Genomic DNA, 22,133 nt, shown 5'->3' with positions numbered 1-22,133 from the left:
CTCCATTCTTCCAACTAGCTAACTGTCATTCATTTGCTACCTCACACCAACGCAGAATCGCTAATGCAATAATTTCAGCCGCGATTTGTACGTCATTTAGCATGATATATTCATTTGCATCATGGGCAACCTCTGTAACACCAGGTCCAAAAACAATCACGGGAATTTGCCCAACCTGCGATAATATCCCCCATCTGTTCCCCATGGTGATGCTTCAATCACCGCTTTTTCGTTCATAACCGATTCATAGCAACTTGAAACGACACGAATTAATGGATGCTCGACTTCAAGATTACCTGGCAACCAACGTCCACCAAACCATTCGATTTGTGGCGGGTGCAGGGCAAACCAGCTGTCTGTCTCGGATAATTCCTTCAGTGCTTTCTCCATTTCTTTTTCCGCATCCTCCATTCTCTCATTAGGAGCGACTCCCATTCTCCCTTCGATTACAGCTAAATCAGGGACGGATGACGGCCAATCTCCGCTATTAATTTTACCTATATTGATTGGAATTGGGATTTTTATATTTTTATATAAAGGGTCGGTTATTTTTTTATTCCGTTCCTCTTCTAGCTTGCGCAGTTGTTCCAGCACCAGCATTGCTTTTTCAATGGCACTTGTACCCTCATATCGCGTCCCGCCGTGGGCAGCTTTACCTTGAATCGTAATTCGAAACCACATTGAGCCCTGTTGTTTTGGAAAAAATTTTAAATTAGTAGGTTCAGGAATAATTGCAGCATCTGCTTTATATCCTCTTATTAAAGTCGCAAGTGTACCGGCTCCACCGCTTTCCTCTTCAATCACACTCTCAAAGATTACGTCCCCCTTAAGTTGGATTCCATTAGCACGAATCGCTTCTAAAGCAAGTAAAAGAGCAGCGGTTCCTCCTTTCATGTCTGATGAACCCCTGCCAAATAGTTTATCATTTCGAATTATCCCACTAAACGGATCATCATCCCAATTTGTCAAATCGCCTTCTGGTACAACATCGATATGACTATTTAAAATAAGCGACCGCCCTCCACCTCTTCCTTGGGCAATGGCTACAACATTAGGATTTCCGCTAAAATTTTTCCAGGTCTGAGCAAAATTTCGGATGTTGATAAAGCTTCTGATCTCCAATCTCCCAAATATCCAGCTTCAAGCCCAGTTCACGGCATTTTTCGATTACGACAGCTTGGGCACTGCTCTCCTTCCCCCTAACACTCCCCTCTTGAACTAGCTTTTGCAGGAGAGCTACTCCCCTACTTTTGTTATTTTGCAGCCATCGTTTCACCAAGATTTCATGAGGTTCCATCCTATCACTCCTCTGATTCATTTAAAATGGCTATCGTATTCTGCTCCAATCGAAAATGCGCAAGCCGTGTTTGCTTTAACGTCCTCCAGTGTATAAGGAGCAAATAACTCCTTTAGCACCAATTCCCCTTGATTTATGACGAACACTGCCATTTCTGTGATGATCATATCAACACAAGCTGCGGCCGTTAATGGCAAATGACATTGATCAACAATTTTTGGGTTCCCGCTTTTATCTGTGTGACTCATCAGGACGACGACCCGTTTGGCTTTTTGGGCTAATTCCATCGCGCCTCCCATACCCGGCACCTTTTTACCAGGCACAATCCAATTAGCCAAATCCCCTTTTTTACTTACCTCGAGCGCACCGAGAATCGTTAAATCAATTTTCCCCTGCGGATCATCGCGAACGCGATCGAGCTATCACAGTATGACGCTCCCTCGACAACTGTTACCTGGAACCCACCCGCATTACATAGGTTTTCATCTTCCAAGCCTAGTTGCGGAGTTGGCCCCATCCCCAAAATTCCATTTTCAGATTGAAATAAAACTGTTTGATCCTGAATGTAATTTGGAACTAATGACGGAATTCCAATTCCTAAGTTCACAATCATTCCCGTTGTTATTTCCTTGGCCGCCCTTTTCGCCATTTGTTCACGGATATTTATTCCCATGCCCACTTCCAGTTCACCCCCTTCGATTGAATCAATTTGTTCACAAATATCCCAGGTGTTTCGATTTCTTCTGGATTTATGCTGCCTAGCGGAACGATTTCCTCGACTTCCGCTATCGTCAAGGTTCCGGCCATTGCGACAAGTGGATTGGTATTACGCGCACTTTTGTCATACACTAGATTCCCAAACGGATCTGCTTTTTTTGCATAGACAATTGATACATCTGCAGTTAAGGGTGATTCTACGAGATACGTTTTTCCGTTAAAGTAAATTTGAGGTTTAGAAGCTGTCACCACTTCATTATCGAGCCCAATATCACTTAGGATTCCGCCAATCCCGACACCACCTGCTCTTATTCTTTCAGCGAGGATTCCTTGGGGCGAAAACTCTACCTCTAGCTTCCCTTCCGTCATTAATTTACCTGCAACAGGGTTTGAACCAATATGAGAGGCAATCACTTTTTTTGCTTGGCCATTGCTGACGATTTTTCCAATTCCGATGTTTGGAAAACCAGTATCATTTCCAATTAAAGTGAGGTTTTTTAACTCAGATCGTATAATTTCGTCTATCAAGGTTGGGGGGAGCCAATCCCACCGAACCCACCAAACATTAAAACCATCCCGTCAAAAAAATACTGCCTTGACTCTTCTATGGTCATGATTTTTCCAAATGTGTTATCCATTTAGATTTCACCTTTGTTCGTTTGGCATTGTTGGTGCAACTGTTTGAATGTTGTAAAGGTAGTGGTTAAGATGCGGATTAATTCTTCGATTTCTCTTTTTGTAATGGTAAAGGGTGGGGAAATAATGATGGCATCACCGCTTATTCCATCCAAGCCTGATCCTGCTGGATAAATAAGGAGTCCATTTACCTGAGCGATATCAATCAGCGTTTTCGTCACCTGTAAGTCTCTTGGAAAAGGTTGTTTTGATGTACGGTCTTTTACCAATTCGATTCCGAGTAATAATCCTTTACCTCTGACGTCACCAATGAAGTCGAATTGATTCATTAGCTTTACGAGAAGATTTCTTAAATATATGCCTTTTGTTTCCACCTGCTGGATTAGCTGTTTTTGCTCCAAATACTCAAGGACGGCTAAAGAGGTGGCACAAGTCTGGGGATTGGCACTAAGGGTATGCCCGCTCATAATCACCTTCGAGCCTTGCAAGATAGGGTCCATTACTTTATCACTAACAAGTGTCGCAGCAATCGTCGTATAGCCAGCTCCTAGCCCCTTCCCTAAAGCAACAATATCAGGTATTACGCCCCACTGTTCACAGGCTAAAAAAGAACCAGTCCGCCCGAGCCCAGGTCATGACTTCATCCGCTATGAACAAAATATTATGGCGGGCGCATATTTCTTTTATCACCTTATAATAGTCTTTTGGAGGTGTAATCGCACCACCAGCAGCCCCAATTACCTGGTTCGGCAATAAATGCAGCAATATGATCTGCACCAATCCGCTGAATGGCCAACTCCAATTCATGTGCACACTTATTCTCACATTGATCTGAGGTCAATAGATATGGGCAACGGTAGCAATAAGGAGGATTGATTACAGGGCAATCTTCAAGGTGAGCTTCAAAGCGAGTTCTTCGACCCGGGTGTCCTGACATGGATAGTGCCCCGAACGTAATCCCGTGATAGCTAACCCATCTTGACAGGATTTTCGTTTTCGACTTCATCCCTTTTTCCTGCCAAAACTGAATCGCAATTTTCATCGCGGTTTCGGTGGCCTCCGAGCCACTGTTCACAAAAAAACTCCAATTCAAGTCACCTGGGGCCAGATTCGCGATCTTTTTCGCTAGGTTTTCGGCCGGTTCACTTGTAAATTGTGCACGATAGACAAATGAAACCTTTTCAGATTGCTTTCGCATTGCTTCAATAATTTCTGGTACTCCATGACCAATATTGGCCGTTACGGCTCCTGAACAAGCATCCAGATACCTTTTTCCATTTTTATCATACAAAAATATACCTTCTCCATAATCAATCACTGGTAGGCTTGCGTCCAAAAGGGGTTTTATTAAATAAGACTGCTCCATTTTCTCACTCCGTTTCCTCATCGAAAGCACACAAAAGGGAAAAATCTCATACTAATTCATTATATGAATGCCAGCGAATAGACATGAAAAAAACAGACACACTTATGTGGGTCTGTTGAAGGAAGGTTCATTATTTTGAATTATTCTACTTGATCAATTGTGATTTCTGTTTTATTGCCAACGGCTTGAATCGTTGCTACTGATCCAATTGGCACTGTGGCAATCGGTTGAACATGACCGATATTAACATTTGCAATCACGGGGATGCCGCTGAGCTCTCGCTTTGAGCGAATAATTTGTGCTAGGGCTGCCTCCGTCATATTTGAATCCCGTTGGAATCTACCTATTAAGATTGCTTTTATTTGCCCAGCTTCCGGTAAATGGAGCAAAGCCTGCAGATTACGATCAAAACGATGAGGATGTACTTCGAGATCGTCTTCAATAACCAAAATCGAATCTTTAAGAGAAGGCATAAATTCAGTCCCTTGTAGAAGATTGATTGTGGCTAAATTACCACCAATTAAACGTCCTTCAGCTTGTCCCTCTTGAATTACCTGATAGTGACTTTGCTCGAAATAAGCTCGGTTTTCACGTTCTACATGCCAAGCGTCATCACTCCAAAAAGGTGATGGCGTGATTTCAAAGGGTGAGTCATTTGTTACTGCATCTATAAAGGACTGCAACGTATAATCCAATCCTTCAGCTATACCAAAGCTTGTAAAATGTGGTCCAGCATAAGTGACTAACCGGTTTTTTCGTAAATGGCTAAGCTTAATGCAGTCGTATCTCCGTACCCACAAAATATTTTTGGATTATTGCGGATTACATCATAATTTATGTATTTTAGTAACGCGTTGCTATTGTAGCCACCTATCCCGGTCAGGATCCCCTTAACATTCGGGTTTAGAAATGCTTCATGTAAATCCTCTAGCCTTTCTTCGATTGACGAGCTAAAAAATTCATCGTGAACATAAACATGTTTACCATACGAAATAGTAAATCCTAATTTGTTTAAGCGGCTTACTGCATTTTCAATTTGTTTCTCCTTGACCACGGCCATGCTTGTTGATGGCGCAATAATTCTTATTTCATCTCCTGGCTGGAGCTTCGGCGCAAACATACGATCCCTCCCAATATGAACCTAACAAATGTATTATACCACCGTATGCAAGGACACGCTTGATACAACAAAAAGCTTAGAGCACTCGTTCTGAATTCGTGTGTCTACGCGGACATACGGGACCTTATTCTTGATTGATCCCTTCTTTTTCTACTCTTCGCGGACATGAGGTGTCTTATTTAGTTAAAAACAAATCTATCAGGCTCACTTTTTATCGAATAAGGTACCCAGTGTCCGACTAGCCTGTTAAAACAACCCTTTTGGTCAAAATAGAGGACCAGATGTCCGCCGACATAATAAATGCCACCGACACAATTCTGGTTGAGCCAATCCAAATAAAAAACAGTATGATTCCATATCAGAATCACACTGCCTATATTGGGTACCCCTTAAATTAATACTTCTTTTTGAGCTGGTGCTGTTTGTACTTTTTCGATGATGTCTCTAGCAATCCACACCCCACATGCACTTGCTTGAGCAAGCCCGCGCGTGATACCGGCACCGTCTCCACCAACATACAGACCACTGACTTCCGTTTCAAATCGATCGTTTAATTTTGGACGAGCAGAGTAGAACTTCGCTTCGACACCGTAGAATAATGTGTGCTCTGAGGCTAATCCAGGTGACACATGATTTAAGGCTTCGGTCATTTCAATTAAGCTCTTTAAAGTGTTATACGGTAAGGCAAGTCCTAAATCCCCAGGTACAGCTTCTTTTAATGTTGGTTCAATAAAGCCTTCTTTAATTCGCTTTTCTGTAGAACGTCTTCCTTTTAGTAAATCGCCGTATTTCTGAACAATTAAACCACCATTTGAAAGAATATTAGCCAAACGTGAAATTTCATGTGCATATTCATTTGGCTTATCAAAAGGCTCAGAGAATGTATGGGATACAAGTAAAGCAAAGTTCGTATTCGGGCTTCCTAGCTTAGGATCACGATAAGCATGTCCATTCGCTAACATAATCCCAGAATGGTTCTCGACGACAACATGTTCCGGAAGGATTGCTGCAGAACGTCCGTACTTTTGTACCAACAGAAGTATTAAAGACAAACTTACCTTCATATAAATTCTCGTTAATTTCTTCCATAACGATATTGGACGTTTCGACGCGAACACCGATATCAACCTGATTGTTAATCATCCCAAAACGACGTTTTTTAAGCATATCTGAAAGCCATTTAGAACCATCTCGACCTGGTGTAATAACCACTTTATCTGCATAAACCGATTCACCATTTTTCAACTGAATCCCATTAATTTTCATCCCATCAGCTGTTTTTTCGGTAATCAGATCTTCAACCTCTGTTTTAAACGCCATATCAACTTTGTCTTTTAAGTATTCAAAGATACTCATTAGTATTTGTAAGTTTTGCTCTGTTCCAAGGTGACGAACCTGTGCGCGAAGTAGCTTTAAACCCGCTGCATAGCCTCTACGTTCAATGTCTCTTACTTTATCTGTTAACGGATCCGTAATGCTTTCAGTTGCACCATGTGAAAGATTGATTTCGTCTACATATTTAATTAAATCCAGAACAGTGGATTCTGGAAGATAGTCGGTCATCCATCCACCAAATTCACTCGTAATGTTAAATTTACCATCAGAGTATGCGCCAGCTCCACCAAAACCATTTGTAATCGAACAAGCAGGTAAGCAGCCTGCAAATTCTTTTCTTCCAGCTGCGGGTGGACATTTATCAATTTTCTTTTGTAAAATTGGACAATTTCTTTTATATATATCGTGGCCTTTATCCACTAATAATACTTTAGCATTCGGCATTTTTATTGTTAATTCATAGCTTGTAAAAATTCCAGCAGGTCCTGCACCTACAATAATTACATCGTAATTTGATCTCATGAGATTTCCCCCAGACGTAAATGTTCTTCGTGTTTTCCCTTAACTCCTTGGTAAATATATCAGAAAAACGAACTCGCGTCAACAAAACACGAACATTAATATTTTTCACACCGAAAAATATTCGTTAAATTAGATAAAACAAAAAAACTCACGGTCTAGTTAACCGTGAGTTTAGTTTGCTACCTATCTTCCACCGTAACAACTTGCACCAATAATGATTAATAAAATAAATAACACGACAACTAACACAAACGAGTTATTATATCCGCCACACGGGTAAGAAACCGGAGCTGAATAGCCATATCCACCACAACCACAAGATCCATATCCATAATGCATGTTCAAATCACTCCTTATCGAATAAATCAGTTTTCCTTGTTACATTATGTTATGGGTTCTTGTCTTGCATGTGTTTTCGCCTAATCTTTTTTCAGATATATAAACAATTGGCACATCATTAAATTTTCTTGCACAAAATACTCAACAAAGTCAGTGGATTTGATAAACTGAATTAGATTAGTTTGTAAACTATTTAGTGGAGGAACGGTTAAAGTGAAGAGTTTATTGAAAAATTTTATTAATGGAATTTTAACGATTGTCCCGATTATTTTAGTTATATACGTCATATATAAGACGTTTATGTTTTTAGACAGCTTGCTCGGTAATGTGCTCAAGCCTTATTTAAAGGATGATTACATTCCTGGAATTGGATTATTGATTACGATTATTCTCATTACCTTATTAGGCTGGCTATCTACAAAATTTGTAACAGGCAAGATTATTCGGATCATTGACTTTATCCTTGATCGAATTCCATTTGTTAAAACGGTGTATTCTGTCATTAAAGATACAATTCATTCCTTTTTGGGTGAGAAAAAATCATTTTCCAAGGTCGCACTGGTTACGATCCCTGGAACTGAAATGAAAAGTCTCGGGTTCATCACCGCTGAAGAGCTGGAGAAATTTTATGGACCGCTATCAGACTATATTGCGGTTTACATTCCCCAAACCTTCCAAGTAGCAGGTTTTACTTTTTTAATTCCAAAAGATCAAGTGGAGATTATCAATATAAAACCAGAGGATGCAATGAAATTTATCCTATCAGGTGGAATGACATCGAAATAATTGGCTTTCTATAAATCGTGTATATTTTTACAAACAAAAAAAATAGCCGCGCATTGCGGCTTTTACTATTTTTGCTCAAATAAATTTACAAACTCCCCGTATCCTTCTTTTGCTAAATCTTCTTTCGGAATAAACCGGAGTGCAGCAGAATTAATACAATAGCGAAGTCCAGTCGGTGCTGGACCATCATTAAACACATGCCCTAAGTGGGAATCTGCCGTTTTACTGCGAACTTCTGTCCGAATCATATAATGGCTGAAATCCTGCTTTTCTTCAACTTCATCAACTTCAATCGGCTTTGTAAAGCTTGGCCAGCCACAGCCCGAATCGAACTTATCCAGGGAACTAAACAATGGCTTCCCAGAAACAACGTCAACATAAAGACCCGCTCTACCTTCATTCCAATATTCATTTCGAAATGGTGGCTCTGTTCCGTTGTGTTGTGTCACCTCAAACTGAATGGGTGTTAGCTTTTTCTTCAACTCATCAATATTTTTATTTGCCATTCTCTGTCCCCCAGTGCTTGTGAATAAATGCTGATCGACCTGAACCGACCCGATATCCTTCATAGTGAAGGTTGTTTTTCTTATAGTAATGCTGATGATATTCTTCAGCCTGATAAAAGGTACTTGCAGGTAATATTTTTGTCGCGATGGGTTTAGTAAATCGACCGCTCTGTTCCAGTTCCTTTTTCGATGCTTCAGCCAGTTGTTTTTGCTCCTCATTATGGTAGAAAATAACCGTTTGATAGGATGTGCCACGATCATAAAATTGGCCACCTGGGTCGGTAGGGTCAATCTGTTGCCAATAAAGTTCAAGCAATTTTTGATAAGAGAATAATTCAGGATTAAATTTAATTTGAACGGCCTCATAATGTCCTGTTGTCTCTGAGCAAACCTGTTCATAGGTTGGATTTTCGACATGACCTCCACAATAACCAGACACAACCTGTTCTATACCCGGCTGTTCATCAAACGGCTTGACCATGCACCAAAAGCAGCCTCCTGCAAAGGTCGCTAATTCTAAACGTTCGTCCATCTTGCCCACCTCCAGCAATATTATTTTTCATCATATCCACTATTTTAACGTTTCTTTAATAAAAGTAAAAATATTGGCTCTTTTATTAGCTAGATTCCCTACTAGATAACCTCCCTCCATCCAGACACCACTTGAGCCCATAGCGCATATGTTATCGAAGAAGCGTTGAGGATAGGAGCGAGGAGTATGTCAGAATCAAGAAATAAACAGGAGTACTTCGAAAAGGCTGCCGCCTATGATATGATGGCCAATTATTATAAATACTTAGATCCAAACATGCACATGCATTACTACCAAAAACACCTACAAGCATTAATGAAGGCAATTCAGCAGGCAGGGTCCGAGTACAGACCAGCACAACAAAGCGACCAGCCCAAGGGAGTTATACGTTTTCTAAACAGTTCCATTGATAATCCGAATGTCGATGTTTATATTAATTCTTTCCGTATTTTTCGTAATATCCCCTACAAACAAGCTAGTAACTATTTATCCTTACCCGCTGGAAAATACCATATCGATATCTACCCAGCAGAAAATCAGGTCGCAAGCATATTAAATAGACGCATTTCGGTTGAACCAGGCAAAATTTATACATTGCCCATAATTGGATCAGAGAAGAAGCATCGATTGCTTTCATTTGAGGATCATTTACATGTCCCAAAAGGTGAAACTAAATTCCGCTTCATTCATCTGGCTGTCGATGCACCAGAAGTTGATTTAGCTGTCGTTAAAGGCGATGTTGTTTTTCCAAAAGTTGCTTTCAAGACCGCAACAGGTTATTTACCTTTATCGCCGATGACGGTTGACTTGGAGTTAAGGATGGCGGGCACGAAAGAAGTCCTAATGCCATTACACAAGCTTCAGTTCAAGGAAAATGAAGTTTATTCTATTATTTTGGCTGGCTTGCAACAAGGTGAACCTCGGATTGAAACCTTTATCATTCGCGGTTAAAACGATCGGAAAGCCGGTCGTTTTTTTTCTTGGACAAGTTTTCCTTGACTTCTCGCTTTAAAAATGAAAATAATTTTCCTAGGCAAATTTTTTGAAAGGGGCTCACACGTGAATTTACCAGAACAATTTAAGCTAAAAATGGAAAATCTGCTTCAGGAAAAAGCAAACGATTTTTTTCAAACATATGAAAATTCGAAAGCAAGCGGGCTAAGAATAAATCCGCTAAAAGTAACGATGGAGGATTGGTCATCGCTCTCACCGTTTAACCTTGTGCGGGTCCCATTTGTTGAGACGGGATTTTATTTTGACCCAGAAATTGATCAGCCCGGAAAACATCCGTATCATGCAGCAGGATTATATTATATTCAAGAACCAAGTGCGATGGTTGTGGCTGATGTGCTTAGACCATCTAGTGATGATACGGTCTTAGACCTATGTGCCGCACCTGGTGGGAAAACAACTCAGCTTGCAGGATTTATGCAAAACAAAGGCCTGTTAGTGGCGAATGAAATCAATCCAAAGCGCGCCAAAGCTCTATCTGAAAATGTTGAGCGAATGGGGATCAAAAACACAGTCGTTCTCAATGAAACACCAGACAGGCTTGCACAGCGGTTTGAGGGGTATTTTGATAAAATCCTTGTCGATGCTCCATGTTCAGGAGAAGGAATGTTCCGTAAGGATGAAGAAGCCATTGCGTTTTGGAGTGAGGCTCATGTTGAACATTGCGCCAATCAACAACGCAGTATTTTGAAATCTGCCTACACGATGTTAAAAGAAGGTGGCATTCTTGTCTATTCTACTTGTACCTTCTCGCCCGAGGAAAATGAACAATCAATTGAGGATTTTTTATCAGCCTATCCTGATATGGAATTACTTCCGATTGAGCATAAACATGGCCTCACAAGCGGAAATCCTGAATGGAGCAAAACCAAGAACCGTGACCTAGAAAAAACTGCGCGACTTTGGCCACAGCATTTGGTTGGAGAAGGCCATTTCGTCGCCAAATTACGAAAGAATGGTCAAAGTCCCATCCCTCGTCTTAAACCAATTGGGAAAGGTCCATCGAAAAACGAATTACGCGACTTTATACAGTTCTGTGAGGACACCATCAATACTCCAATCAGCGGACCATTTTTCAGCTTTAAGCAGCAGCTCTTTTCCGTTCCTGAAACCTGTTTTGATTTTGCTGGACTAAAGGTGGTCAGGCCTGGTCTTCATCTTGGAGAATTCAAGAAAAATCGTTTTGAACCGAATCATTCGCTCGCACTCGCATTAACAGAAACAGAGGCACGGCATACTTATTCTCTTTCTTTAGATACTGATTGTTGGCAGCGTTTTTTGAGAGGGGAAACTCTTTCATCCAATGGAGATCGTGGCTGGATTTTATTAACCCTTAATGGATTTCCATTAGGTTGGGGAAAAGAATCAAAAGGAACCATTAAAAACTTTTATCCGAAAGGACTACGGATATTTTAATCCATTTTTGGACCTCGTCCAGACCAGATTAGTATAAGCTAATCAAAGTAAAGGAATTGAAAGGACATTGAGTTCCTTATTTTGAAAAAATCACCTTATTTCTAGACTTAAGTGGACACAGGGTATCTTATTTATCTAAAAACCACTGTATAATACCAAAGAATTGTATAATAACGAATCTGATGTCCGATTAGCCCATCAAAACAAGACTTTTTGTAAAAATAACGGAACCAATGTCCCCTTCCGTTTACAGAAAAAGGTGTCTCATTTTGAGACACCTTTTTCAATTGGGACATGCAAGGTAAAAATAATCCGATCATCGTTTAAATCAAACTCATTTACACTTACTTGCATGTCGCTTTTTAGCTTCAGCTTTTGTAAATCAAGATAAACTCGTTCTTTATCGTGCTGAATCGTTACCCATTCAGGAATTTGATAGCGGTCTTTGACAAATTTTAATGCCGTTTCAGGTGGGAGCTTCAGTTTCCCTATTGTAAGTTCCTTTTCCTGTAGAATAAGATCACCATTTTCTAATGCAACAGGTTCAAACGCCACCTTCATGTTCATCTTTTGATTGAATATAGGGAGCGTTCCGTATAGGTTTACGTAATCGTCGAGCTCAATTTGATAATCTATCGCCCCTTTTTTCTCGTTACGCAAATATTGATTAATTATTGTATTTAAATCACTTTTATTCGTTCTAATAGAAAGCGGAATAGCGTCCGTGTTACCCTTCCTATTTTCTAATGTTTTCGCTTCATCTGATGACGTTAGAGAATAATACAGCCAAAATACAAAGCTAATGTTCAATAACAATAAAACTACAAACAAACTTTTCCATATATTCTTCATCGTTTTGCGTCTCCTGTTTGGTCATTGTAAAAAACTAGACCCACTAATAGGCCTAGTTTTGTAATGTTTTGATATCTTTAATTATTTCCTTATATGGGATTTCATCAAGGCCATCGTAGTATTTTACAATCTTACCATCTTGGTCCATTAAATAAAAATCGATGCCATGAATGACTTGATCCTCATTTTCCAGGTTTTTTTACAACCGCTTTAAAATCCTTTAATGCCTTTTGCTCGATTTCCTCTTGCGTATAACCAGTTAAAAAATGCCAATTACTAAAATCTGCTTCAAAGTTTTCTGCAAACATTTTTAATCTTTCCGGAGTGTCAACGGTTGGATCGACACTAAAGGAAACGAGTTCTACATCCTTGATTCCTTCATCCTTCAACATCTTTTGAAGCTTCGCCATATTGAATGTCATCGGATAACAAACATCAGCACAGGATGTAAAAATAAAATCTGAGACCCATACCTTCCCCTTTAAGTCGGATAGACCGAACGACTTTTCATTCTGATCTGTATAGGTAAAATCTTTAACAGGCCAGTTTTTTGCATTTGGTATTTCGTTTTGTCCACACGCAGAAAGAAGCACTAGAAATAAAACTAGTAAAATAGCATACCCTTTTCTACCCATTTCTCCACCCACTTTAAATGAATCATCTCGCACTTTATTCTAGCAAACCTTTTACAAAGAAAAAAGGAAAAGGTGTCATAATCATCCACCTTTTCCTATTATTCGGTATTATTCTACATAATACATAAAACCAATTGCTCCTACTCCAGTATGAGTTCCGATTACAGGAGTGGTATAGCGGATATCTGCTTGATCGTAACCAGTCAATTCAATAATGGCTTCATTTACTTTCTTTGCTAATTCATAGCCATCAACATGAACAATTCCGACACCTTTAATTGTTTTTCCCTGAACCGCCTCAGCAAATTGTTTCGCTAAGTATTTTGCAACCTGCGAATGGCTTCTTACCTTGGCAACGGGTGTATAAACTCCTCCGTCAAGGGATGCAATAGGTTTAATATTTAGTAAGGAGCCGAGCATTGCTTGTCCTTTGCCGATTCGTCCACCCTTAACTAAATTTTCCAATGTATCAACTACAACAAAAAGCTTTGTATGTTCACGAATTTCATTAACCCTGGTTAAAATTTCTTCCGTTGATTTTCCTTCTTGTGCCATTACGGCTGCTTCAATCACCTGAAAGGCTAAGGCAGCGGAAATATAGCGGGAATCAACTACCGTAACTTTTGCATCTGTCATTTGCGCTGCACTTGATGCAGATTGAACGGTTCCACTCATACCACCTGTCATATGAATCGAGATAATTTCATATCCTTCTTCACCAAGACGATTATAAACCTCAGCGAATGTTCCAACTGCAGGCTGCGAGCTTTTTGGTAATTCTTTTGATTCTTTCATTTTTCTAATAAATTCTTGTGGGGTAATATCAACTCGGTCAATAAATGTTTCATCATTAATTTGAATGGATAATGGTACGACTACTACATTATATTTCTTAATCTCTTCATCCGTAAGATCCACAGTAGAATCGGTTACAATCCTTACTTTACTCAATTTTTCACTTCCCTATTTAAACGCTTATCTAATATTATACATTTTCATTTTAGACAATGTAACTACTTCTCATAACTTTTGAATCGGGTTATGGTTGCTCAAAACTATTTTTTCGCAATCGAGTGTTGTTACAAGATTGCTAATGCGCTAAAGTAGAGAATGAGAGAGGAGGGGTTTTGTGATTCGTAAATTGTCCTATCTTTTCATTGTTATTGGTCTAGTTACAATTGGGTTTAGTTTATATCAAATCTATAAGACAAAAACCGTTCAATCCAATAGCTTAACAAAGGCACATGAAATATTAAAAAAGCCTAACGTTAATATAGATGAGTTTTCCCCTTTTACGGGAGATGTTGCCGGCATTCTCAGTATCGCTCGTATCGATGCTGAATTACCTATTGTTGAGGGTACCGACGCAGATGATCTAGAAAAGGGCGTTGGTCATTACAAAGGGACAGCTTGGCCTGAGGGAAAGGACCAAATTGTCCTATCCGGACATCGGGATACGGTTTTTCGGCGAATGGGCGAATTGAAGGTTGGGGATGAACTGGTTGTCAAGGTTCCATACGGTAATTTCACCTATGTCATTGAAGGAACGAAAATTGTGGAAGCAGATGATTTAACCGTCATTAAACCAACTGCACCTGATGAGGTTCTTACCGTTACAACTTGCTATCCATTTCGCTATGTTGGCAATGCTCCACAGCGTTATATCATTACCGCCAAACCTAAAAAATAACAAAAATGCTGACGGTATTCGTCAGCATTTTTGTTATGATTAACAGATTCTCGGTAGCATTGTTCCCGTCAATCTAGTCAATAACCGTTTCGATCCAATCGGTGATTGTAGCAGGAGTTGACCTTTTTCGGTTCCGGTAATGGTTCCAATAATCGTTGCATCCTCACCAATTGAGTATTCTTTTAGCGTATCTAATACCAATTGTGCCTCTTGTTGGGCTACAATGATAATTGCTTTCCCTTCATTGGCTAAATAGAGCGGATCAAACCCTAATAAGTCACAGGCACCATGAACAGCGTCCTTAATCGGTACTTTCGCTTCCTCGATCACTAAAGTAAGGGAGAAGTCCTCAGCTATTTCCACTAAGGTTGTCGCAAGTCCCCCTCTAGTTGGATCTCTCATAATCCGAACATGATCACACCGATCCATAACTGAACCTAGCATTTTATTTAATGAGGCACAATCACTGTTAACAGGAATCGAGATTCCAAGGCTTTCTCGCGCGGCTAAAACCGCCATTCCATGATCTCCTATCGTACCTGTGATAATAATTGAATCGCCTTCATGGAAGATTAAATCTGGATTTAGTTTTTTCTCGATTACGCCAATCCAGGTTGTATTGATATAAACGCCATCTGCGCTTCCTCTTTCAACGACCTTCGTATCACCAGCAATGATTGCTACGCCCGTTTTCTTAGCTTCATCAGCCATATCACCAACAATTTTCTTTAAATCGGTAATCGCGAATCCTTCCTCAATCACAAAGCCACAAGTCAAATAGAGTGGCTTTGCACCTGAAACAGCTAAGTCATTGACCGTTCCGGCTATGGCAAGCTTACCAATCGATCCACCAGGAAAGAAGATTGGCTTAATGACAAAAGAGTCAGTCGTGACGGCAATTTCAGTTGTCGGTAAATGAAGTACGGTCGCATCAAAGGTTGATTCCTCACGATTTCCAAACGCTTCAACAAATAGTTCTTGAATTAATTGATGACTACGTTCTCCGCCATCTCCATGAGCTAAGGTGATTTTCTTTTCCATTAGTAACTCTCCCTCATGTATTGGTAATATGCTGAACAGCTTCCCTCTGCCGAAACCATGCACGGTCCGATTGGATTCACTGGTCGACATGCTTTTCCAAACAAAGAGCATTCGTTAGGAGAAATTAGACCTCTAATGACTTCCCCACAGCGACATTTTGTTTTCTTTGGCTCACCTAGTTTTACCTGGAACTTTTTCTTCGCATTGTATTGCTCATACTCGGGTTTGATTTCTAACCCACTATTTGGGATGATGCCGATGCCCCTCCAAGCTTCATCACAAACAGTAAAATATGTATCCATCCAGGCTTTCGCCACTGTATTTCCCTCTTTTGTTACGATTGACCGATGATCATTGATGATTCTTGCTTCATTATCTAATGCAAGCTGTATCAATTTATAAATACCACTTAGCAGCTCAGCAGGCTCAAAGCCCGAAATCACTCCGGATACATGATATTCCTGGGCTAAAAATTGGTAATAATCCTCTCCCAACACAATTGACACATGTCCTGGAAGTAAAAATCCATCAAGACCAACCTCTCCAGCATCTAATAAGGAGCGAAGAATTGGTTCTACAAGCTTCGTGGTCATCCAAACAGAAAAGTTTTTCAATTGAAGCTCATGTGCTCGCCCTACTAATATCGCTAAAATAGGGATGGTTGTTTCAAAGCCAATTCCGAGAAAAATGACTTCCTTGTCGGGATTCTCCTGAGCAATTCGGATAGCATCAACAGGGGAATACAAGACACGAATATCGCGTCCTTCCGTTTTTGCATCTAGTAACGTCTTCTGTGAACCTGGTACGCGCACCATATCCCCGAAAGTACATATAATTCGACCATCTCCTTCTGCCAAGGAGATCATCGCATCAATTGATTGTTGATCAGTCACGCAGACAGGGCAGCCAGGACCTGAAATAAGCTTCACATCATCAATTAAGCACTGTTTAACACCCGATTTGGCCAACGCCATTGTATGTGAGCCGCAAACTTCCATAAAAGCAGGTTTCCGACCAAAAACCGACTGGAATTCTTGGGCTTTTTCGATTACAGCTGCAAGTAGTTCCTTACAAAGATCAGGATTAGAGGACTGTTTTAGTATTTCGTGCATCAATCAGCTTCCTCCACTCTTCTACACTGACTTTGGCGTATTCTTCATCGACAATCGACATTGCTTGTCCGGCATGTACAATGACATATTGACCAAGCTCGACCTCAGGGACAAAAATAATGCCGACCGTTGTCTGTGAACCCATTACATCGACGACTGCTGAGTATTCATGTTTTTCAATCACCTTAGCAGGAACTCCTACACACATAAGCTTGCCTCCTTTATCGCTGCTGCTACTAATAACTGACCATAGGATAGACCACCGTCATTGCAAGGAACCTTATGATGATTAAACACCTGGAATCCATGTGTATTCAGAGCTTTAGACAGCCTTTCCCGTAAATAACGGTTGTGTAAGCTACCCCCTGAAAGAACAACGCGCTTTGAATTCTCTGGATATTCCTCATGTAGGTTTACCATGACTTGTACAAGTGCACGAACAATCGTTTCATGAAATCTTGTACTAATGGACTCTACTGATTTTCCTGATAAGATCTCGTCAGCAATCTCTTCTAGCATTTTAGTAAAATCAATCTGTAATCTATTCTCTACCTTTATAAATGAACACGGATAAGGAACAACCTTATCGTTCATACGTGCCAATTCTCCAAGTTTAATCGCTGCCTCGCCGTCATAAGTAGAATGCTGACATATACCTGTCATCGCACTAACTGCATCAAATAATCTGCCACATGTGCCAGCGTTAACGATATTAAGTTGATTCGTAACCATAGAGCTTAGAATATTAATCTCTGCTTCTTTGTCAGAGAAAATCTGCTTGGCGTAGTCTTCTCCCTTTTTCCTAACAAAGAGATAAGCATTCCTACAGCATTTCTCCATGGCTCCTTAATGGCCTTCTCCACTCCTGGTAATGGGGTGTAGCGCAAATGGCCTAGCCGCTTGTATTGAGTATATCCACCATAAAAAATTTCAAAGCCCCATATACAACCATCCGTGCCATATCCTGTTCCATCTAGAATAATCCCATACGTATCACCATAAAGGTCGTTTTCACCCATACAGGCCGCCATATGTGCATGATGGTGTTGCACCTCAAGGATTTCACTAAAATGATAATCATTGAGTATAGTACGGTTTAAATAACTTGGGTGTGCATCAATGACTGCTGTATCTTTTGGGATATCAATCCATTTAAGTAAATGGTCTAATTCATGTTTAAAATGATCAATCGTCTCGATATTTTCCAAATCCCCAATATGGGGTCCAATAAAGATTTGCTGATTTCTGCCAATCGAAAAGGTATTTTTCTGCTGTCCACCAAAGGCGACAATACCGGTTACATCAGATTGGATTGGAAGCGGATCTGGGACATATCCTCTTGAACGCCGTAAAAAGTCTGGACCTTGATTGCTCCATTGGATGACAGAATCATCAACCGGATGTAAGATTTCTCGATTATGAATGAGATAATAATCAGCAATTTCATTTAAATAATGAAAGACCTGATCCTCATTGAAAATCATCGGCAGACCTGAAGGATTCGCACTCGTCATCACAAGACAGCTGACGGCAGACTTATCAAATAACAAATGGTGAAGCGGTGAATACGGTAGCATTACACCAATTGTTTCCATGCCTGGGGCAATCTCTTCAGCCAAATCACCACTTTTTTTCTTTCGTAACACAACAATTGGTGCTTCTGGACTTTGTAAAAGGAGTGCCTCTTCTTCGTTAACATCAGCAAACCGTTGAATCTCCTCCAGAGTAGAGGCCATTACCGCAAGCGGCCGAACTTTTCTTTTCTTTCTTATCCGGAGCTGCTCAACTGCTTTGACGTTCCGAGCATCACAACAAAGATGGTAGCCACCGATCCCTTTTACCGCCACTATCTTACCCAACTCTAACATTCTAATACCCTCGGCAAGTGGATCATTTAACTCTACCAAATTACCCGTTCCATCAAACAACGAAATCTGTGGTCCACATTTCGGACAGGCAATTGGCTGAGCATGATGCCTGCGATTCAAGGGATTTTCATATTCTGTTAGACAGTCAGGACACATATGGAAGTCACCCATCGTTGTATACGGCCGATCATAGGGAAGCTCTCGAATGATTGTGTACCTTGGTCCACATTGCGTACAATTAATAAACGGATAGCGATAACGAAAATCAGTAGGATTGTTCATTTCTTGAAGACAATCCTCACACACCGCCGAATCGATTGGAATGACCAGCATCGACGTCCCACTACGCTCACTGCTTATAATTGAAAAAGTTGAATATTGTTTTACTTTTGCCTCGTTGACTATGATTTTATTAATTTTGGATAGCCGAGGTGGCTTCGTTTCTAAATCAGATAAAAAAGCATGCAGTGATTGCTCGTCACCTTCAATATGAATCTTAACTCCATCCATGTTATTTTGAACGGTTCCAACTAAGCTGTACTTTTCTGCTAATCCAAACACAAATGGTCTAAATCCAACACCCTGCACCCTTCCCTGAACGGAAACCTTTACTGCCCGAAGCATGCTGAATACGCGTCCTCAATCCAAGATAGCCAATGTTCAAAGCCTTCCTTCGTTGTGGCCGATAATGGAATAAGCTTGGATTCTGGGTTAATCATTTGCAAATCTTCTTTTGCTTGATTGACATCAAAATTTAAATACGGGAGTAGATCAATTTTATTTACAAGAACAAGCTCGGTTCTCATAAACATCTGTGGATATTTTGGAATTTTATCATTTCCCTCAGGTACACTTAATACGGCGATTTTATGATGTTGGCCTAAATCATAGCCAGAAGGGCAAACTAAATTACCAACGTTTTCTATAAATAAAAGATCAATCTCATCTAGGTCCAATTCTGCTAGAGAAGCGGCTATCATTCTAGCATCTAGATGACAACCACCATGTGTGTTAATTTGAACTGCCTTTGCCCCAAGTGCTCGAATACGATCGGCATCTCTTTCGGTTGCTAAATCCCCTTCAATAACGGCGATTCTGTAACGATTCGAAAGTGACCTAACCGTTTCTTCCAGCAACGTTGTTTTTCCCGCTCCAGGAGAACTCATCATATTAACAACAAAGGTACTTGTATCAGCAAATAATCCTCTATTAAACTCTGCTGCCTTATTATTGTTCGTTAATACATCTGTTCTTAATGTTACTTTCATGTTGGTTATCTCCCTTCATATGACAACACTTGAAATGTCTCACCTGACGTTACCTTACCCGATGGAAGTTGACATACAGGACATTGAGCAATTCGTTGGTCAGGCTGATATTCTTCCCCACAAAATATACACTTTGCTTTTGCCTCTTCAAGATGGATTTCTAATACGGCATCATGATGGATAAAGTGTGGATTCTGTTCTTTAAAAATAGCAAATGCCATAATAAGCGCATCAGGCAAAACATTGCTGATTTTTCCGACTACTAATTCCACCTTATCTAGCTTTTTAATCCCTTTTGTCAAGGCATCCTCTTGAATAATGTTTAACACGTCTCCCATTAAGGACATTTCATGCATTAGAATCATTCCTTATCGATAGCCTATCATCATTCGCTTTGATTCCAATATAATAGCCGTCTTGTTTTCTTGTGATCGGAAGGTCGAAAAAAGTGAGCTCCCCACTATTTGTTCGAAAATTATAATCTTTCTCACAATTAAAACATTTACAAGTTAACAATAGGGCTGATAAATGAAGAAGATTGGAACATGAAGGGCAAATGCCACTAATTGCCCTCATGTTCCCTTCCTCTTGAATCACGAATATTGACTTATTTTTCACATAAAACTGATTCAGCTTTTCAAATGGATACTCGCTGCTACATAGATACAACCATTGAATTCCGAGGATACGGTCTGTTGTTTTTTCAAGTGTTTCCAAATCATCCTCGATAAATGGCTCAAATACTGTTTTGACGGTCTGAAGCAAACCTTTACCCATTTCCTTAAAAAAACTTTCTCTGTTCACGCAGATTCTCTCCAACGAATGACTTGTTGTCTAACCATCTCTGCTAAATCAACCAGCTTCGACTGATTCACCTCTGTCAATTGGACACCCAATTCCAAACTGGTAGGCTGCATCCCAATCATAACGATGTTCTTTGGGAATTTCTCTCTTAATTTTGCTGCAAATAGAACCTCTTGAAAGCCTAATTGGTGAATCGACATTTTAATGCCAAAATAGGCAGGAATCTCTTCACCCTCAAGCTGAATAATTGTTCCACCAGGTTTGCCAGCATTAATGGCATCGATGACAATTAAGTGATCTGTATCCTCTACAGGACCTAGCAGCTTCATTCCATCAGTCGATCCCTCGATAATTTCTATACCTTCATCGTTATCGAATATCTTCTCGAGAAGCCGGGATGATATGGACACCCACTCCTTCATCAGAAAAGATGCTGTTTCCAATCCCTAGGATTGTTATCTTGTTTTCTACGCTGTTATTCTCCATCTTTTCCTCCAATCGCCTTTTTCGGTTCCACTTTGTAGCCCGTTCCAATCGAAGATAATGTACCATTTCGTTCTAAATAATCATCACGCCAAGCTAGATAGATATGAATTACGGAAAAAACCATAAATGCCCAGGCGACAAGATGATGCCATGAACGAATGGAATAGCTATCACCAAAGATCCAAGGAACCCAAGAAAACAAGGCTGCAAAAAACGTTTCTGGCTGTGGTTCAAAATAAAGATAAAAGCCTGTCAAAATAATGGCAATTGAGCCAATTCCAATAAACACGATATAGCTCATAATGGCTAAAGGATTATGCCCAACATAATGAGGCTTTTTATGTTTCATGAACAAATAAAACTTTACTGTTTCGATCATTTCTTTCCAGTAAATTAAGCGAAAAATATTCTGAGAAGAATATTTATTTCCTGCAAATATCCAATAAAAACGATAAATGGAATTAGCAGTGAACACAAATGCTGCGAAGAAATGAATATACCGGACCCATCCCATTAAATTGGAATAATAGGCTTCCTCTGGCATTGTAGCTGCCGCGAACGGTTTTCCAATGTATATTCCTGTAACCATTAAAACCAGAATGGCAATAGCGTTAACCCAGTGCCAAATCCGAACCGGTAACTCCCAAACATAGACTTTCACCTGATCCGTCCCAATGGGTTTATAGCTTGGTGGACGATGACGTCTAAAGCTGGTTTCGCTGTTTTCTCCAGGTGCAAGCGGTATCGAACCCTTTTTCCTGTGAATGATTTTTGGATTAGGCATTTAGTACTCC

18 protein-coding genes and 8 pseudogenes are annotated in these 22,133 nt (G+C 40.1%); 4 read left to right on the top strand and 22 right to left on the bottom strand.

Annotation, left to right across the window (positions count from 1 at the left end):
- Positions 1–25: 25 nt before the first annotated feature.
- The 7 genes and pseudogenes from RGF10_RS08850 to RGF10_RS08820 form a co-directional block, all read right to left on the bottom strand.
- Positions 26–1,297: pseudogene (locus RGF10_RS08850) on the bottom strand (peptidase).
- Positions 1,298–1,314: 17 nt separating this feature from the next.
- Positions 1,315–1,976, bottom strand: a pseudogene (locus tag RGF10_RS08845) (3-oxoacid CoA-transferase subunit B).
- Positions 1,961–2,652: pseudogene (locus tag RGF10_RS08840) on the bottom strand (CoA transferase subunit A). Before RGF10_RS08840 ends, RGF10_RS08845 begins: the two co-directional pseudogenes overlap by 16 nt.
- Positions 2,653–4,016, bottom strand: a pseudogene (locus RGF10_RS08835) (aspartate aminotransferase family protein). It lies immediately after the preceding pseudogene.
- A 140-nt stretch (positions 4,017–4,156) separates the two neighbouring features.
- Positions 4,157–5,136: pseudogene (locus RGF10_RS08830) on the bottom strand (S66 peptidase family protein).
- A 389-nt stretch (positions 5,137–5,525) separates the two neighbouring features.
- Positions 5,526–6,993: pseudogene (locus RGF10_RS08825) on the bottom strand (NAD(P)/FAD-dependent oxidoreductase).
- A gap of 183 nt (positions 6,994–7,176) precedes the next feature.
- Positions 7,177–7,332, bottom strand: a complete 156-nt coding sequence (locus tag RGF10_RS08820; protein WP_318508676.1) for a YjcZ family sporulation protein — start codon at positions 7,330–7,332, stop codon at positions 7,177–7,179.
- 213 nt (positions 7,333–7,545) lie between these two features.
- Here RGF10_RS08820 and RGF10_RS08815 point away from each other — a divergent pair, with 213 nt between their 5' ends.
- A complete protein-coding gene (locus RGF10_RS08815) occupies positions 7,546–8,118 on the top strand; it encodes a DUF502 domain-containing protein (protein WP_318508675.1) in 573 nt (190 codons plus the stop codon).
- A 65-nt stretch (positions 8,119–8,183) separates the two neighbouring features.
- On the opposite strand, the gene msrB is transcribed toward RGF10_RS08815, so the two are convergent.
- Together msrB and msrA are read right to left on the bottom strand one after the other, a co-directional pair.
- Positions 8,184–8,624 carry a peptide-methionine (R)-S-oxide reductase MsrB gene (gene msrB / locus RGF10_RS08810; RefSeq protein WP_318508674.1) on the bottom strand — a complete coding sequence of 147 codons (441 nt, stop codon included), beginning with the start codon at positions 8,622–8,624 and terminating at the stop codon, positions 8,184–8,186.
- Positions 8,614–9,156, bottom strand: coding sequence for a peptide-methionine (S)-S-oxide reductase MsrA (gene msrA, locus RGF10_RS08805; protein ID WP_318508673.1), 543 nt, complete (start codon positions 9,154–9,156; stop codon positions 8,614–8,616). The genes msrB and msrA overlap by 11 nt, the downstream gene beginning before the upstream one ends.
- A gap of 186 nt (positions 9,157–9,342) precedes the next feature.
- Between msrA and RGF10_RS08800 the strand changes: the two genes are divergently transcribed.
- The gene (locus RGF10_RS08800) at positions 9,343–10,107 is read left to right on the top strand and encodes a DUF4397 domain-containing protein (RefSeq protein ID WP_318508672.1); all 765 of its coding nucleotides are present in this window, start codon (positions 9,343–9,345) and stop codon (positions 10,105–10,107) included.
- Positions 10,108–10,215: 108 nt separating this feature from the next.
- Positions 10,216–11,583: an RsmF rRNA methyltransferase first C-terminal domain-containing protein gene (locus RGF10_RS08795; RefSeq protein WP_318508671.1), complete on the top strand. Its 1,368-nt coding sequence runs from the start codon at positions 10,216–10,218 to the stop codon at positions 11,581–11,583.
- Positions 11,584–11,847: 264 nt separating this feature from the next.
- Here the strand turns inward: RGF10_RS08795 and RGF10_RS08790 are convergent, their stop codons facing one another.
- The 3 genes and pseudogenes from RGF10_RS08790 to RGF10_RS08780 form a co-directional block, all read right to left on the bottom strand.
- Positions 11,848–12,435, bottom strand: coding sequence for a YpmS family protein (locus tag RGF10_RS08790; RefSeq protein ID WP_318508670.1), 588 nt, complete (start codon positions 12,433–12,435; stop codon positions 11,848–11,850).
- A gap of 52 nt (positions 12,436–12,487) precedes the next feature.
- Positions 12,488–13,070, bottom strand: a pseudogene (locus RGF10_RS08785) (SCO family protein).
- A 108-nt stretch (positions 13,071–13,178) separates the two neighbouring features.
- On the bottom strand, positions 13,179–14,021 hold the full coding sequence (locus RGF10_RS08780; RefSeq protein ID WP_318508669.1) for a DegV family protein: 843 nt from the start codon (positions 14,019–14,021) through the stop codon (positions 13,179–13,181).
- Between the two features lie 178 nt (positions 14,022–14,199).
- On the opposite strand from RGF10_RS08780, the gene RGF10_RS08775 reads away from it, so the two are divergent.
- Positions 14,200–14,760, top strand: coding sequence for a class D sortase (locus RGF10_RS08775; protein ID WP_318508668.1), 561 nt, complete (start codon positions 14,200–14,202; stop codon positions 14,758–14,760).
- Between the two features lie 39 nt (positions 14,761–14,799).
- On the opposite strand, the gene hypE is transcribed toward RGF10_RS08775, so the two are convergent.
- The 10 genes and pseudogenes from hypE to cybH form a co-directional block, all read right to left on the bottom strand.
- Positions 14,800–15,801, bottom strand: a complete 1,002-nt coding sequence (hypE, locus tag RGF10_RS08770) for a hydrogenase expression/formation protein HypE (protein WP_318508667.1) — start codon at positions 15,799–15,801, stop codon at positions 14,800–14,802.
- On the bottom strand, positions 15,801–16,913 hold the full coding sequence (hypD, locus tag RGF10_RS08765; protein WP_318509386.1) for a hydrogenase formation protein HypD: 1,113 nt from the start codon (positions 16,911–16,913) through the stop codon (positions 15,801–15,803). Before hypD ends, hypE begins: the two co-directional genes overlap by 1 nt.
- Positions 16,885–17,121 (bottom strand): HypC/HybG/HupF family hydrogenase formation chaperone, encoded by a 237-nt coding sequence (locus RGF10_RS08760; protein WP_318508666.1) that lies wholly within the window; start codon positions 17,119–17,121, stop codon positions 16,885–16,887. Before RGF10_RS08760 ends, hypD begins: the two co-directional genes overlap by 29 nt.
- Entirely contained in the window at positions 17,112–17,753 is a 642-nt protein-coding gene (locus RGF10_RS08755) for a Kae1-like domain-containing protein (protein WP_412176692.1), read from the bottom strand. Before RGF10_RS08755 ends, RGF10_RS08760 begins: the two co-directional genes overlap by 10 nt.
- Complete coding sequence (gene hypF / locus RGF10_RS08750) at positions 17,651–19,405, bottom strand: carbamoyltransferase HypF (RefSeq protein ID WP_318508664.1); 1,755 nt, start codon at positions 19,403–19,405, stop codon at positions 17,651–17,653. Before hypF ends, RGF10_RS08755 begins: the two co-directional genes overlap by 103 nt.
- Complete coding sequence (gene hypB / locus RGF10_RS08745) at positions 19,390–20,049, bottom strand: hydrogenase nickel incorporation protein HypB (RefSeq protein ID WP_318508663.1); 660 nt, start codon at positions 20,047–20,049, stop codon at positions 19,390–19,392. Before hypB ends, hypF begins: the two co-directional genes overlap by 16 nt.
- Before the next feature lie 5 nt (positions 20,050–20,054).
- On the bottom strand, positions 20,055–20,405 hold the full coding sequence (locus RGF10_RS08740; RefSeq protein ID WP_318508662.1) for a hydrogenase maturation nickel metallochaperone HypA/HybF: 351 nt from the start codon (positions 20,403–20,405) through the stop codon (positions 20,055–20,057).
- The gene (locus tag RGF10_RS08735) at positions 20,398–20,853 is read right to left on the bottom strand and encodes a hypothetical protein (protein WP_318508661.1); all 456 of its coding nucleotides are present in this window, start codon (positions 20,851–20,853) and stop codon (positions 20,398–20,400) included. The genes RGF10_RS08740 and RGF10_RS08735 overlap by 8 nt, the downstream gene beginning before the upstream one ends.
- Positions 20,850–21,339: pseudogene (locus RGF10_RS08730) on the bottom strand (HyaD/HybD family hydrogenase maturation endopeptidase). The gene RGF10_RS08735 and the pseudogene RGF10_RS08730 overlap by 4 nt, the downstream one beginning before the upstream one ends.
- Positions 21,329–22,123 (bottom strand): Ni/Fe-hydrogenase, b-type cytochrome subunit, encoded by a 795-nt coding sequence (gene cybH / locus RGF10_RS08725; protein WP_318508660.1) that lies wholly within the window; start codon positions 22,121–22,123, stop codon positions 21,329–21,331. Before cybH ends, RGF10_RS08730 begins: the two are co-directional and overlap by 11 nt.
- Between the last annotated feature and the right edge of the window lie 10 nt (positions 22,124–22,133).

This window comes from Bacillus sp. T3 (assembly GCF_033449965.1).
GTDB lineage: Bacteria > Bacillota > Bacilli > Bacillales > Cytobacillaceae > Bacillus_BU.
The sequence above is the reverse complement of the archived record's forward strand: the minus strand, read 5'-3'. Positions and strand labels throughout refer to the sequence as shown.

Bases quoted from the DNA above. Each gene is read 5' to 3' on its own strand.
- RGF10_RS08820 (WP_318508676.1), bottom strand. From the start codon at position 7,332: ATGCATTATGGATATGGATCTTGTGGTTGTGGTGGATATGGCTATTCA.
- msrB (WP_318508674.1), bottom strand. From the start codon at position 8,624: ATGGCAAATAAAAATATTGATGAGTTGAAGAAAAAGCTAACACCCATT.
- msrA (WP_318508673.1), bottom strand. From the start codon at position 9,156: ATGGACGAACGTTTAGAATTAGCGACCTTTGCAGGAGGCTGCTTTTGG.
- RGF10_RS08800 (WP_318508672.1), top strand. From the start codon at position 9,343: ATGTCAGAATCAAGAAATAAACAGGAGTACTTCGAAAAGGCTGCCGCC.
- RGF10_RS08790 (WP_318508670.1), bottom strand. From the start codon at position 12,435: ATGAAGAATATATGGAAAAGTTTGTTTGTAGTTTTATTGTTATTGAAC.
- hypE (WP_318508667.1), bottom strand. From the start codon at position 15,801: ATGGAAAAGAAAATCACCTTAGCTCATGGAGATGGCGGAGAACGTAGT.
- hypD (WP_318509386.1), bottom strand. From the start codon at position 16,913: ATGCACGAAATACTAAAACAGTCCTCTAATCCTGATCTTTGTAAGGAA.
- RGF10_RS08760 (WP_318508666.1), bottom strand. From the start codon at position 17,121: ATGTGTGTAGGAGTTCCTGCTAAGGTGATTGAAAAACATGAATACTCA.
- RGF10_RS08755 (WP_412176692.1), bottom strand. From the start codon at position 17,753: ATGGAGAAATGCTGTAGGAATGCTTATCTCTTTGTTAGGAAAAAGGGA.
- hypF (WP_318508664.1), bottom strand. From the start codon at position 19,405: ATGCTTCGGGCAGTAAAGGTTTCCGTTCAGGGAAGGGTGCAGGGTGTT.
- hypB (WP_318508663.1), bottom strand. From the start codon at position 20,049: ATGAAAGTAACATTAAGAACAGATGTATTAACGAACAATAATAAGGCA.
- RGF10_RS08740 (WP_318508662.1), bottom strand. From the start codon at position 20,405: ATGCATGAAATGTCCTTAATGGGAGACGTGTTAAACATTATTCAAGAG.
- cybH (WP_318508660.1), bottom strand. From the start codon at position 22,123: ATGCCTAATCCAAAAATCATTCACAGGAAAAAGGGTTCGATACCGCTT.